The sequence below is a fragment of the Roseovarius sp. S88 genome, assembly GCF_037023735.1.
Taxonomy (GTDB): Bacteria; Pseudomonadota; Alphaproteobacteria; order Rhodobacterales; family Rhodobacteraceae; genus Roseovarius; species Roseovarius phycicola.
Genome location: NZ_CP146069.1, coordinates 860,945 through 874,833 on the forward strand (window position 1 = coordinate 860,945; position 13,889 = coordinate 874,833).

At 57.2% G+C, this 13,889-nt stretch carries 12 protein-coding genes and 1 pseudogene; 9 read left to right on the forward strand and 4 right to left on the reverse strand.

Annotated features, from left to right (window positions below; genetic code table 11):
• Positions 1-8 precede the first annotated feature (8 nt).
• Positions 9-1,685, forward strand: a complete 1,677-nt coding sequence (locus RZ517_RS04390; RefSeq protein WP_338550255.1) for a peptidoglycan -binding protein — start codon at positions 9-11, stop codon at positions 1,683-1,685.
• Positions 1,686-1,800: 115 nt separating this feature from the next.
• Here the strand turns inward: RZ517_RS04390 and clpA are convergent.
• Positions 1,801-4,133: pseudogene (gene clpA, locus RZ517_RS04395) on the reverse strand (ATP-dependent Clp protease ATP-binding subunit ClpA).
• A 151-nt stretch (positions 4,134-4,284) separates the two neighbouring features.
• A complete protein-coding gene (gene gloB, locus RZ517_RS04400) occupies positions 4,285-5,052 on the reverse strand; it encodes a hydroxyacylglutathione hydrolase (protein ID WP_338550256.1) in 768 nt (255 codons plus the stop codon).
• A 63-nt stretch (positions 5,053-5,115) separates the two neighbouring features.
• On the opposite strand from gloB, the gene RZ517_RS04405 reads away from it, so the two are divergent.
• Entirely contained in the window at positions 5,116-5,865 is a 750-nt protein-coding gene (locus RZ517_RS04405; protein WP_338550257.1) for a class I SAM-dependent methyltransferase, read from the forward strand.
• Here the strand turns inward: RZ517_RS04405 and RZ517_RS04410 are convergent.
• Complete coding sequence (locus tag RZ517_RS04410; protein WP_338550258.1) at positions 5,862-6,227, reverse strand: VanZ family protein; 366 nt, start codon at positions 6,225-6,227, stop codon at positions 5,862-5,864. The two genes, RZ517_RS04405 and RZ517_RS04410, sit on opposite strands and share 4 nt — an antisense overlap.
• Before the next feature lie 407 nt (positions 6,228-6,634).
• On the opposite strand from RZ517_RS04410, the gene RZ517_RS04415 reads away from it, so the two are divergent.
• From RZ517_RS04415 to RZ517_RS04440, 6 genes are all read left to right on the forward strand, one after another.
• Positions 6,635-7,201 (forward strand): F0F1 ATP synthase subunit delta, encoded by a 567-nt coding sequence (locus tag RZ517_RS04415; RefSeq protein ID WP_338550259.1) that lies wholly within the window; start codon positions 6,635-6,637, stop codon positions 7,199-7,201.
• Positions 7,202-8,740, forward strand: coding sequence for a F0F1 ATP synthase subunit alpha (gene atpA / locus RZ517_RS04420; RefSeq protein WP_317055829.1), 1,539 nt, complete (start codon positions 7,202-7,204; stop codon positions 8,738-8,740). It abuts the gene before it with no gap.
• 14 nt (positions 8,741-8,754) lie between these two features.
• Positions 8,755-9,633 carry a F0F1 ATP synthase subunit gamma gene (locus RZ517_RS04425; RefSeq protein WP_338550260.1) on the forward strand — a complete coding sequence of 293 codons (879 nt, stop codon included), beginning with the start codon at positions 8,755-8,757 and terminating at the stop codon, positions 9,631-9,633.
• Positions 9,634-9,651: 18 nt separating this feature from the next.
• Entirely contained in the window at positions 9,652-11,076 is a 1,425-nt protein-coding gene (atpD, locus tag RZ517_RS04430; RefSeq protein ID WP_317055827.1) for a F0F1 ATP synthase subunit beta, read from the forward strand.
• A gap of 91 nt (positions 11,077-11,167) precedes the next feature.
• Positions 11,168-11,593, forward strand: a complete 426-nt coding sequence (locus tag RZ517_RS04435; protein ID WP_338550261.1) for a F0F1 ATP synthase subunit epsilon — start codon at positions 11,168-11,170, stop codon at positions 11,591-11,593.
• 116 nt (positions 11,594-11,709) lie between these two features.
• Positions 11,710-12,060 carry an H-type lectin domain-containing protein gene (locus tag RZ517_RS04440; RefSeq protein WP_317055825.1) on the forward strand — a complete coding sequence of 117 codons (351 nt, stop codon included), beginning with the start codon at positions 11,710-11,712 and terminating at the stop codon, positions 12,058-12,060.
• An 85-nt stretch (positions 12,061-12,145) separates the two neighbouring features.
• Here the strand turns inward: RZ517_RS04440 and RZ517_RS04445 are convergent, their stop codons facing one another.
• Positions 12,146-13,162: a ribose-phosphate pyrophosphokinase gene (locus RZ517_RS04445; protein WP_338550262.1), complete on the reverse strand. Its 1,017-nt coding sequence runs from the start codon at positions 13,160-13,162 to the stop codon at positions 12,146-12,148.
• A gap of 117 nt (positions 13,163-13,279) precedes the next feature.
• Here RZ517_RS04445 and RZ517_RS04450 point away from each other — a divergent pair, with 117 nt between their 5' ends.
• A complete protein-coding gene (locus RZ517_RS04450) occupies positions 13,280-13,879 on the forward strand; it encodes a 2-hydroxychromene-2-carboxylate isomerase (RefSeq protein ID WP_338550263.1) in 600 nt (199 codons plus the stop codon).
• Positions 13,880-13,889: the final 10 nt, after the last annotated feature.

Genomic DNA, 13,889 nt, shown 5'->3' on the forward strand with positions numbered 1-13,889 from the left:
GCGTCTCAATGGCCCTCTCGCGGCGCACAGGTGCACGGTTTCAGGCCTCGATCTGGCCAGGCTTTGTGGATGCGATGACCGGGCTTTTGCTGGTGCTGATGTTTGTGCTGACGATCTTTATGATCGTGCAATTTGTGTTGCGTGAAACCATAACCGGGCAAGCGGACCGGCTTGATGCGCTCTCTGCCGAGGTGGCGGCACTGGCGGATGCGCTGGGGTTGGAGCAGGACCGGAGTGCCACGCTGACCGACCGGGTGGGCGCCTTGACCGCCACGCTGGGCGATGCCCGTGCGCGCGAAGAAGAACAGGCCGCTCAGATCGCGGCACTGCAAGGCCAGACTGCAGAACAACAGGCTCGGATCGCCAGTTTCGAGGAACAGGTCGCCGGGCTATTGGCGCAACGTGACGAAAATCTTGGGCAGATCGCTGATTTGGAAGGTCAGCGTTCAGAACTGTTGAGCGAGCAGGAACAATTGCAATTGGCCCTCGCCGGGTTGCGCGATGAAATTGATGCGCAAAGCGAAGTGGCCCGTTTGGCGGCGGCGCGAAGAGAGGCGCTTGAGGCGCTGATCGCTGATCTGCGCAAGGAGAGTGCCGAGACCGAGGCGGCCTTGTCGGCGCAGGTCAGTGAACTTGAGACGCAACTGAGCGACGAGGAAAAGGCACGACTGGCAGAAGCCGCCGCTGCCGAAGCGCTGCGTGAGCGGTTGCAGAATGCCGACACTGAATTGACCGCCATGACGCTGGCGCTGGAGGAACAGAGGCGCAAGGCGGAAGAGACATTGACCTTGCTTGCCGCCGCCGAGGTGGCGTCGGAGGGCCTCAAAACAGAACTCGCCGCTGAAATTGCCGCCCGGTTGGCCGCCGAAGCCGAAGACGAAACGGCGCTCAGCGAGGCCGAAGAACGCGCCGTGCTTCTGGCGCAAGCTCAGAAAGCCTTGGCGGAGCAAACGGAAATCTCGACCGAGGCGCAGCGTCAGCAGGCGCTCTTGTCGCAACAGGTCACGGCATTGCGCCAGCAGCTTGGACAGCTTCAGGCGCTTTTGGACGATGCTCAGGCGCGTGAAGCGGCGACAGATGTGCAGCTTCAATCGCTTGGCAACGAGTTGAACACGGCCCTCGCGCGTGTGGCGTCCGAAGAACGCCGACGGCGCGAGTTGGAAGAGGCCGAACGGGTGCGCCTGGAACAGGAAAAGGCTGATCTGGAAAACGAGAAGGCCAATCTGGAGCGGTTCAGATCGGAGTTTTTCGGTCGGCTGCGCGATGTGGTTTCGGCGCAAGAAGGCGTGCAGATCGTCGGCGACAGGTTTGTTTTTTCTTCCGAAGTTCTATTTGCACCCGGCGCGGCCAATCTCTCGCCGGAAGGTCTCGACGATTTGGCCACTGTGGCCGCAATCCTGCGCAATATTGCGAGTGACATTCCCCCCGAACTCAATTGGGTCATCCAGGTGGATGGACACACCGATGACGTGCCGATTGTGGGCAGCGCGTTCTTTGCAGATAACTGGGAGTTGAGCCAGGCGCGCGCGCTGTCCGTTGTGCGCTATATGAGCGAAAACCTGGGCATCCCACCGGAACGCCTCTCGGCAAATGGCTTTGGCGAGTATCAACCGGTCAACCCCGACACCACGCCAGAGGCGCGTGCACAGAACCGGCGGATTGAGCTGAAACTGACTGAGAAGTAAGCGCTAAGGGGCGCGAAAATGCGCATTTTCGCGGGCAAAATCTACGCAGATTTTATGTGCTCAACGAAAAACGCCCGACTGATCGCCGGGCGTTTCCTGATCCATGTGGTGCGCTTTAATCCGCGGTCAAAAGCGGAGGCTTTTTGCCCGACAGGCGCGGACGTTGTGGCCCCTCAACCCGCAGGTCAATCTGCCCGTCTTTCACACCCACTTTGACGATCCCACCCTTGGCCAGCTTGCCAAAGAGCAGTTCCTCGGCCAGTGGCTTCTTGATGTGCTCCTGGATGACACGTCCCAGCGGACGCGCACCCATCTTGTCATCATAGCCCTTGTCGGCCAGCCATTCTGCTGCCGGGCGCGTCAATTCGATGGTCACGTTGCGATCCATGAGTTGTGCTTCAAGCTGCAGCACAAACTTTTCAACCACTTGCAAAATGACCTCTTTGGGCAGTGGCGCAAAGGAGATCACCGCGTCCAGACGGTTGCGGAATTCTGGCGTAAACGTCCGCTCAATCGCAGCCGTGTCCTCGCCCTCGCGACGGTCGCGCCCAAAACCGATGGCAGCCTTGGCCTGTTCCGTGGCCCCGGCATTTGAGGTCATGATCAGGACCACGTTGCGGAAATTTACCGTCCGTCCATTGTGGTCAGTCAGGTTGCCGTGATCCATGACCTGCAACAGGATGTTGAACACATCCGGGTGCGCCTTCTCGATTTCATCAAGCAAGAGCACGCAATGCGGATGCTGATCCACGCCATCGGTCAAAAGACCACCCTGGTCAAAGCCCACATAGCCTGGAGGCGCGCCAATCAGACGGCTGACTGCGTGTTTCTCCATGTATTCCGACATGTCAAAGCGTAGCAACTCTACGCCCAGCGTGTCGGCCAACTGTTTGGCCACTTCAGTTTTACCCACGCCAGTGGGACCCGCGAACAGGTAGTTGCCGATTGGTTTTTCCGGTTCGCGCAGACCTGCACGGGACAGTTTGATCGCCGAAGACAGCGCGTCAATCGCCTTGTCCTGACCAAACACGACCCGCTTGAGCGATTTTTCGAGGTCTTTGAGAACCTCGGCATCGTCCTTGGACACGTTCTTCGGAGGAATACGCGCAATCTTGGCCACCACGGCCTCGATTTCTTTGGCACCAATTGACTTGCGCCGCTTGGAGGCGGTCAAAAGATGTTGCGCTGCACCAGCCTCGTCGATCACGTCGATGGCTTTGTCCGGCAACTTGCGGTCATTGATGTACCGCGCCGACAAATCAACCGCCGATTTGATCGCATCATTGGTGTATTTCACGCTATGATGTTCCTCGAAGTAGGGCTTGATCCCCTTCAGGATTTTCACGGTATCTTCAACCGTGGGTTCAACCACATCGATCTTTTGGAACCGGCGGCTGAGCGCGCGGTCCTTTTCAAAATGCTGGCGGAATTCTTTGAACGTGGTCGACCCCATGCAGCGCAGCTTGCCGCCCTGCAATGCCGGTTTCAAAAGGTTTGAGGCATCCATAGCCCCGCCTGATGTGGCCCCAGCGCCAATTACGGTGTGAATTTCGTCGATAAACAGCACCGCGTCAGGATGCTCTTCCAACTCGGTCACAACAGCCTTGAGGCGTTCTTCGAAATCCCCGCGATATCGCGTGCCTGCCAAGAGCGCGCCCATGTCGAGCGAAAAGATGGTTGTGCGCGAAAGAACCTTTGGGGTCTCTCCCCCACGATCTTGTGCGCCAAACCTTCGGCGATGGCTGTTTTACCAACGCCGGGATCACCCACCAGAAGCGGGTTGTTCTTGCGCCGACGGCATAGCACCTGGATGCAGCGTTCCACTTCACTATCGCGGCCAATGAGCGGATCAACATCGCCGCGACGCGACTTTTCATTCAGGTCGACACAGTATTTGGCTAGAGCGCTTTCGCCATTCTCTACGGCCTCAGCTTCGGTGTCGGCTTTGGCGCCGTCCTCGTCAGAGCCCTCGATGCCCTGAACCGGGCGGGACTCGCCATAAGCCGGATCCTTGGCCACGCCGTGGGCGATAAAATTCACCGCGTCATAGCGTGTCATGTCCTGTTCTTGCAGGAAATAGGCCGCATTGCTTTCGCGCTCTGCGAATATTGCCACCAGAACGTTGGCACCTGTAACCTCAGTGCGTCCAGAGGATTGAACATGGATGGCAGCGCGTTGAATAACGCGTTGGAATGCAGCCGTCGGAACCGCCTCTGATCCTTCGATGTCCGTCACCAGATTTGATAAATCATCGTCGATGAATTCGACCAGCGTTGTTCGAAGCTCTTCGGTCTCCACGCTGCAAGCCTTGAGCACGCGCGCCGCGTCCGGCTCATCGATCAACGCCAGAAGCAGATGCTCCAGCGTTGCAAACTCATGCTGGCGCGCATTGGCCAGCGCAAGTGCAGCATGAATTGCCTGTTCAAGACTGTTCGAGAATGACGGCACGATCGTGCTCCTTATTGTTTCAGGCACCCGCTCGACCAGAGACTATGGCCTTATAGTTAAAGTGTGGTCGATCTCTGGCCGCCTTCAAGGGCTTTTTTTCAAAACCTGATCACATTTCCTCTCAAATGAAGCATTTGCACACATCTTGTGATCAGAAATTGTCCTTTCTGGTCCGTATTTCAGCAAAAACTGTGGCCGCATCCGCCCCCGTCATGCCCAAATGGGCCTGAACACCGGGGTCAGCCGCGCGCAAAAACGGGTTTGTGGCCAGTTCTTCGGAAAGACGGGACGGAACTGTTGGGCGTCCCTGTGCTCGGGCGGCATCCACCGCCTCGATCCTCGATATAAGGTCCGGATTATCCGGATCAATGGTCAGAGCAAACCGTGCGTTGGCGGCTGTGTACTCGTGACCTGAACACACAGTCGTTTCCGGCGGCAGGGCGGCTAGCTTTGACAGGCTATCCCACATCTGTGGCATCGTGCCTTCGAACACTCGGCCACACCCCAGAGCCATCAGGCTGTCGGCGGTGAAGACCACGGCGCTGTCCGGAAAGTGAAAGGCGATATGCCCGATTGTGTGGCCTGAGACGTCCAACACATGCCCAGTCTCGCCTCCGATTGAGACCGTGTCGCCTTCGGTTACTGCCTGATCAAGCGGAGGCAATCGCGCCGCATCGGCGGCGTGACCCACAACTTTTGCGTCATGGTGCGCCAAAAGCTCGGACAACCCCTGAACATGATCCGCATGGTGATGCGTGATCAGGACTTGCGTGGCTCGCCACCCCTTGTCCGCAAGCGCGCTCAGGATGGGGGCTGCTTCGGGCACATCAACCACGGCCGTCTCACCCGAAGCAGGGTCATGCGCCAGATAGGCATAGTTGTCCGACAAGCATGGGATGGTTTCGATTTGCAATGTCATGGTCCTGACCTCATTTCCGGGTTAGAGTTGGACCAAGATTGACGGATCACGCCCGGAGCTGCAATGCATCTTGATGTGCAAGACCTTCGCAATTTCTACTACCGCAGTTCGCTGGGGCGCGCGGTACAGAAAACCTTGCGTGAAGAAATCCTGCAACTCTGGCCAGAAGCCAAGGGTCAAACCGTCGCGGGCTATGGCTTTACCGTGCCATTCCTGCGCCCGTATCTCCAAGACAGCCGTAGGGTCATTGCCCTGATGCCGGCACCACAAGGTGTCATTCGTTGGCCGCGTGATTTTCCCAATGTAAGTCTGCTTTGCGAAGAAACCATTTGGCCGGTGGAAACCGGGCATATCGACAAACTTCTGGTGATGCACGGGCTGGAGTCTTCGGAACGCCCGCGCGACTTGCTGGAAGAGTGCTGGCGCGTGCTGGGTCCGGGTGGCTCGGCGCTTTTCGTAGTGCCCAACCGGGCCGGTCTCTGGTCGCGAAGTGATCGCACACCCTTTGGCAACGGTCGCCCGTACAGCCAGTCGCAGCTCGAAAATCAACTCAAATCTCATAGCTTCCTGCCGGAGGCGCATGTCACGACGCTGTATCAACCGCCCTCCCATCGACGGTTCTGGCGAAAAACAGCCGGTATGTGGGAAAGCCTTGGCGGCAAGCTATCATTCATTGCTGCGGGCGGCATTTTGATTGTGCAGGCCAGCAAGCGCGTGCAAGCGCCCAGCAGTGGATTGGGTATTCGCGAAACGGTGCGACGTCCGCTGGAAGTGCTGACGCCGAAACCCAAGGCTGGCGTGAAACCCGTTTAACGCTTTTTTCTTTTTTGCCAGAAACCCGGCAAAACCCCCACGGCGATACCAACAGCATCGGCCACCCAGTCGCCCCAATCACCGGAGCGCCCGAAACTGGGCTGGATCAGTTCAATCACGCCGCCAAAGATCAAAGCGGAAATTGCCAGTTTGGGGATAAGCCGTGGCGCGGCAACACTCAGCGGAAGCACGAGAAGAGCAAAGGCCAAAGCGTGCGCCTGTTTGTCAGTGAGCGGAAACGACCCGTCGCCCGATCCCGGTGGCTTCAACGTACCCCAAGCGATCGCCGCCGCGAACAGAATCGTAAGCGCCAGCGCCCATCGCGGCAGTGCCGCCTTGTCAGAGATTGTGAAATTCTTCATCTTAGTCCTGTTATGACGCCGAAGCTGGGGGTGCAATTCCTGGTTCCTCAATTTCAGTTCCAACTGCGATAGCGGTAACACCGCGGACCCGGTTTGAGGGGTGCTGCAAGAGGCGTGAATTCTCGTCGCAGGTCGATCCATACGGTAAGGAATCGCAAAATATTGAGAAAACATGTGTATTTTTCGTGCACTAAATTTGCGCATTCGGTCGCATCTCGTTTAAGTCACTGATAAATAATAAAATTCAAAGGAGAGCGTAACGACTCATCTGTCTTGCGAGGGACCAAAGGCTCTGTTACACCCCAGCCGAATTTGGGTGTTTTGCCAGTTACATCAACAAAAACGCCCCCGGGGAGACTGCCAAGTTAGCCGTCTTTAGCTAAAGCCGGGGCCAAAACTTCGGAAGGGTGGACGTGTCCGAACCAGCTTCGATCTCCTCCGGCATTGCCGAACGCTATGCCACCGCCATTTTCGAGCTGTCTAAAGAGGCCAAATCACTGGCCAAGCTCGAAACCAACCTGACCGATCTGACCGCTGCTTTGAATGAAAGCGCCGATTTGCGCGATCTGATCTCCAGCCCCGTGCTGAGCCGGGCCGATCAGGGTGACGCCATTCAGGCTATTGCGGATAAGATGGGCCTTGTTGCTGAACTCAAGAACGGGTTGGCCCTTATGGCCTCCAAGCGCCGTCTCTTTGTATTGCCGCAACTTGTGCGCCAACTCGCGGATCGCATCGCCGAAGACAAAGGCGAAGTAACAGCAGATGTGACCAGCGCCGTTGCGCTCAGCGCTGCTCAATCCAAGAAACTTGCCGCGTCGTTGAAAAAGACCGTGGGCAAGGACGTGAAAATCAATGCGACCGTTGATGAAAAGCTCATCGGCGGTCTTGTCGTTAAGGTGGGCTCGAAAATGATCGATACCTCGATCGCCTCGCGCCTGAACTCCCTCCAGAATGCAATGAAAGAGGTCGGATAAATGGGTATCCAAGCTGCAGAGATTTCTGCGATCCTGAAGGACCAGATCAAGAATTTCGGTCAAGAAGCCGAAGTCGCCGAAGTAGGCCGCGTGCTGTCGGTTGGTGACGGGATTGCCCGTGTCCATGGCCTTGATAACGTGCAAGCCGGTGAGCTTGTCGAGTTCCCAGGCAATATCATGGGCATGGCGCTCAACCTGGAAACAGACAACGTCGGTGTTGTGATCTTCGGCTCTGACCGCGACATCAAAGAAGGTGACACTGTCAAACGCACCAAGTCCATCGTGGACGTGCCAATCGGTGACGAGCTTCTGGGCCGCGTTGTGGACGGCTTGGGCAACCCACTGGACGGCAAGGGCCCGATCAAAACAAAGAAGCGCGGCATTGCAGATAGCAAGGCCCCCGGCATCATCCCACGGAAATCCGTGCATGAGCCAATGGCAACCGGTCTGAAATCCGTTGACGCGATGATCCCAATTGGCCGGGGCCAGCGGGAGCTGATCATTGGCGACCGCCAAACTGGTAAAACAGCCGTCGCCCTCGACGCCATGCTGAACCAGAAGGTCTATAACGATGCCGCAGGCGACGACGAGGGCAAGAAGCTCTATTGCGTCTACGTTGCTGTGGGCCAGAAACGCTCCACCGTGGCACAGCTGGTAAAGAAACTCGAAGAAGCCGGTGCGATGGAGTACTCCATCGTTGTGGCCGCGACTGCGTCCGACCCGGCACCGATGCAGTTTCTTGCGCCATACTCCGCCACAGCAATGGCTGAGCATTTCCGCGACAACGGTCGCCACGCGCTGATCGTGTATGATGACCTGTCCAAACAGGCTGTGGCCTATCGCCAGATGTCCCTGCTTCTGCGTCGTCCACCCGGTCGTGAAGCCTATCCTGGTGACGTTTTCTACCTCCACTCCCGTCTTCTGGAGCGGTCTGCGAAACTGAACGAAGACAACGGCGCAGGCTCGCTGACGGCTCTGCCGATCATTGAAACCCAAGGCGGCGACGTTTCGGCCTTTATTCCGACCAACGTGATTTCGATCACCGATGGACAGATTTTCCTTGAAACAGAACTGTTCTATCAGGGCATCCGCCCCGCCGTGAACACCGGGCTGTCGGTGTCTCGTGTGGGATCATCGGCGCAAACCAACGCGATGAAATCGGTTGCCGGTCCGGTGAAACTGTCCCTTGCGCAGTATCGCGAAATGGCGGCCTTTGCGCAGTTCGGTTCTGACCTTGATGCGGCAACACAGCAGCTTCTGAACCGGGGCGCTCGTCTCACAGAGCTGATGAAGCAGCCGCAATACTCGCCTCTGACCAACGCTGAGATCGTCTGCATGATCTACGCCGGTGTGAATGGCTACCTCGACAAGATTGAGGTCAATCAGGTGGGTCGTTTTGAGGCGGGTGTTCTCAATCACCTGCGCTCCAAGCACCAGGGCTTGCTCGACATGATCACCAATGAAGACCCCAAAATTAAGGGTGACGCAGAGGACAAGATCAAGGCCGCGCTGGACGAGTTCGCCGCTGACTTTGCATAAGGGGGGACGAGGCAGTGCCAAGTCTTAAGGACCTTAAAACAAGGATCGAGTCGGTCAAATCGACCCGCAAGATCACCAAGGCCATGCAAATGGTGGCCGCCGCAAAACTGCGGCGCGCGCAGGAGTCGGCAGAGATGTCGCGCCCCTACACAGAGCGGTTTAACCATGTGATGGGCAAGCTTGCCGCATCCGTGGGTGACAGCGAAAGTGCGCCAAAGCTGCTGCGCGGCACAGGCGATGACAAAGTGCATCTGCTGGTTGTCATGACAGCCGAGCGCGGTCTGTGTGGTGGTTTCAACGGCAACATTGCCCGGATGGCCCGTCAGGAAGCCGAAAAGCTTCTGGCTGAGGGCAAGACGGTCAAAGTGATTACCGTGGGCAAGAAGGGCCGGGATGCGATCAAACGCGATCTGGCCGATACCTTCATTGATCATGTCGATCTGACGGCTGTGCGCAATGTGGGCTACTCAGATGCACAGGCCATCGCGCAGAACCTGTTGGACCGCTTTGATGCGGGTGAGTTTGACGTCGCCAAGATCTTCTACTCGAAGTTCCAGAACGTCGTGACGCAAATCCCTACGATGCATCAGGTCATCCCAGCGGATTTCTCTGCCGAAGAGGGCGCTGAGGACGATGGCGCTTTCTACGACTTTGAGCCTGACGAAGAGGCCATTCTGCGCGAGCTTCTGCCTCGTGGTGTGGCCACAGCCATTTTCAGCGGTCTGCTGGAAAATGGTGCGTCCGAGCAAGGCGCGCGGATGTCTGCGATGGACAACGCCACGCGCAACGCAGGCGAGATGATCGACAAACTGACTATTCAGTTCAACCGCTCACGCCAGGCCGTGATCACCAACGAACTGATCGAAATTATTTCGGGCGCGGAAGCGCTCTAAACGAACCGGAGACGAAACATGGCAAACGCAAAAGGCAAAGTGACCCAGGTCATCGGCGCCGTGGTGGACGTTCAGTTTGACGATCACCTGCCCGAAATTCTCAACGCTCTGAATACAGAGAACAACGGTAAGAAACTGGTTTTGGAAGTGTCGCAGCACCTTGGTGAAAACACGGTGCGCTGCATCGCGATGGACGCCACCGAAGGTCTTGTGCGCGGTCAGGAAGTGACTGACACCGATGGACCGATCATGGTGCCCGTGGGCAATGCCACTCTGGGCCGGATCCTGAATGTGGTGGGCGAGCCTGTGGACGAAGGCAAGCCGCTCAAAGCCAAGGAAACCCGGGCCATTCACCAACCGGCCCCAACATTTGAAGAACAGTCAACCGAATCCGAGGTCCTCGTGACCGGGATCAAGGTTGTTGACCTTCTGGCCCCTTACGCGAAGGGCGGTAAAATCGGCCTCTTCGGTGGTGCGGGTGTGGGCAAAACCGTTCTCATCATGGAACTGATCAACAACATCGCCAAAGTGCACTCAGGCTTTTCCGTGTTCGCGGGCGTGGGTGAGCGGACCCGTGAGGGCAACGATCTTTACCACGAGATGATCGAATCCAACGTGATCAAGCCTGATAATCTGGAAGAATCCCAGGTAGCCCTGGTCTACGGCCAGATGAACGAACCTCCCGGAGCGCGTGCTCGCGTCGCTCTAACGGGCCTCACACTGGCCGAACAGTTCCGCGACCAGTCGGGAACAGACGTTCTCTTCTTCGTGGACAACATTTTCCGCTTTACCCAAGCGGGCTCCGAGGTGTCGGCTCTGCTCGGCCGTATCCCCTCGGCGGTGGGCTACCAGCCAACACTGGCCACCGACATGGGCGCGATGCAGGAACGGATTACATCCACGAAAGCGGGGTCAATTACGTCCATTCAGGCCGTCTACGTGCCTGCGGATGACTTGACCGACCCTGCGCCCGCGACGACCTTTGCGCACTTGGACGCAACCACGGTTCTCAGCCGTGCGATCTCCGAGCTGGGCATCTATCCTGCGGTGGACCCGCTTGACTCCACGTCCCGTCTGATGGACCCGGCGATTGTGGGTGAAGAGCACTACCAGGTGGCGCGTGACGTGCAGGGGATCCTGCAGCGTTACAAATCCCTGCAGGACATCATCGCGATCCTCGGCATGGACGAACTTTCCGAAGAGGACAAGCTGACCGTGGCCCGCGCCCGGAAAATCCAGCGTTTCCTCAGCCAGCCGTTCGACGTGGCGAAAGTGTTCACCGGCTCTGACGGTGTTCAGGTGCCACTCGAAGACACGATCAGCTCGTTCAAGGCGGTTGTGGCCGGCGAATATGACCACCTGCCAGAAGGTGCCTTCTACATGGTCGGCGGCATCGACGAGGTGAAAGCCAAAGCCGAGAAGATGGCAGCGGAAGCGGCCTGATGTTGTGGTGGGGTGAAACCCCACCCTACGAATTTTATCCGGGTGTAGGTTGGGTTTCCAACCCACCTTCCACCCAAAGGGAAGAAAGCAAATGGCTGATACATTGCAATTCGATCTGGTAAGTCCTGAACGGCTTCTGGCGTCGGTCGAGGCCACCGAGGTGCAAATTCCCGGTGCCGAAGGCGACATGACCGCCATGCCGGATCACGCTCCACTGATCACGACATTGCGCCCCGGCATTCTGAAAGTCTCCAGCGCCAAGGGCGATGCCGAATATGTCGTCACAGGTGGCTTTGCCGAGATCAACGCTAGCTCTATTTCCGTCCTTGCAGAACAAGCGGTTCCACGTGAAGAGCTGACGCAGGAAGGCTTCAAGGCCATGGTCGACGCTGCCACGGATCGTCTAGCAAAGACTCAGGAAACCTATGTCAATGAGCCTGGCCCAGTGGATGAGGCAGCGAAGTTGCTTGCTGACATGGTGGCTATGGGGGATGAAATCGGCCTAAGCGCCAACTGATCTTTTGCCGTTTTTTTGTTCGAAAAGGGCTCGCCGGCGCGGGTCCTTTTCTTTTTTGTTTCGCAATTTCGCCCCAAAGGCGTATTACGAACATCGCGTTTAGTGTGTGTGATCCGATGAAATACCTGGTGAATCAAACAATTGGCATCGAACAAGGCGATGATGCATTGTTCTCGGATTATGAGGACGGAGGCGATATGTGGACGGGCCAAGGGCCCCGCAAACGTGCCAAATCCGTACGATTCAAAAAGCCGTTCAAGGATGTGCCTAGTGTTCAGGTGAGTCTGTCAATGTGGGACATGGACAGCGCCACCAATGCCCGCGCGGACGTAAGCGCCGAGAAAATCACGGAAAAAGGCTTCGATGCCGTGTTTCGAACCTGGGGCGACACCCGCGTCGCTCGCGCACGCATCAGGTGGATGGCTATTGGTCCCGTCGCGCATGAAGACGACTGGGAACTCTATTGAGGATTTTTGCCTCCGGCGGGGATATTTCTAGCAAAAAGAAAGCGCCACAGGCTTCTTTCTTGTTTCAAATACCCAACCGCGCCGGTCACGTCCCGAACTGCCCTTCATAGATCGGCTCTAGCGTCGGTGTCTCAAAAAGTGAAGAGACAGACGTGCCGTTCCAGATATTGAGGATCGCTTGCGCAAAGACCGGGGCGGTACGAATAATGCGGATGTTCGGTGTGTTTTTGACCGCCTCAGTTGGGGCAATCGTGTCCGTGATCACCATGGACTTCAGAACCGAGTTGGTGATCCGCTCGACCGCTGGACCAGACAAAACGCCGTGCGTGGTATAGGCATGCACTTCCTTGGCACCGTTGTCCAATAGCACCTGCGCCGCCTTGCACATCGTCCCGGCGGTGTCGCACATGTCATCCACGATCACGCAAATCTTGTCGCTGACATCCCCAATAACGGTCATTTCCGCCACTTCACCGGGCTTTTCGCGGCGTTTGTCTACGATGCTGAGCGGCGCATTGATGCGTTTGGCCAATTCTCGCGCGCGGGCCACACCGCCCACATCGGGAGAGACGATCATCACATCGCTGATCTGCTCGCGAAACTGCGTCACGATATCGAGGGCAAAGACCGGGGAGGCATAGAGATTGTCCACCGGGATATCAAAGAAACCCTGAATTTGCGCGGCATGCAGGTCCATCGTCAGCACCCGCTCAATGCCAGCTTCAACGACCATATTAGCCACAAGTTTGGCCGAAATCGGGGTTCGAGCCTTGGTGCGTCGGTCCTGACGGGCATAGCCGAAATAAGGGATCACCGCCGTAATGCGCCGCGCCGAAGAGCGCCGCAGCGCATCGGCCATAATGAGCAATTCCATAAGATTGTCATTGGCCGGGTTCGAAGTGGGCTGGATGATGAACATATCCTCGCCGCGCACATTCTCAAAAACTTCGACGAAGATCTCTCCGTCGTTAAACCTCTCCACCCGCGCATCCACGAGTTCCATGGCGACGCCCCGGTGCATCGACATACGCTTGGCGATGCCTTGCGCCAGTGGCATATTGGCATTGCCGGAAATAAGCTTCGGTTCTTGAGAAAGTGGCATGTGCGGACCCCTCCGTTCATCATGCAAAAGCAGCAGACATGACAGAATCATGACGTTGACACCGCTTAACACGGGCTTACCGTCAGGCAAAGCAATGCCTTGGAAGGAACGCCCAAAATGGCCCATATCGATTACTATTTTGCCACGCTCTCGCCCTATGCCTACCTCGCAGGTGACCGGTTGGAGAGATTGGCCGAAAAACACAATGCGACAATCACCTACAAACCGCTCGACATTCTGGCGCTTTTTGCGCGCACCGGAGGGACGCCGCCAAAGGACCGCCATATCAGCCGACAGGAATGGCGCGCCCAAGAACTGCCGCGCCAGGCGCGCAAAGTTGGCATGCCACTTAATCTCAAGCCAGCGCATTGGCCGACAAACGCCGCCCCATCTTCCTACGCTATTATTGCGGCGCAGAATGCGGGCGGTGGCGATCTGGGTTTGTTGTGCCGGCTCTTTTTAACAGCGGTTTGGGCCGAAGAGCGCGACATTGCGGAAGACGCGGTGGTCAGAGAGTGCCTTGAAAGGGCGGGCTTTGATCCGGCTCTTGCCGATAGCGGCTTGCTTTCAGGCGCGGAAACCTATGCGCAGAACCTCGAAGATGCGGTCAAAGCAAATGTATTCGGTTCGCCGTTTTATGTCATCGACACCGGACAGAGCTTTTGGGGTCAGGACCGGCTTGACGACGTCGATCTGCACTTGTCGGGCGAGCTTTAGGAGCCATTTC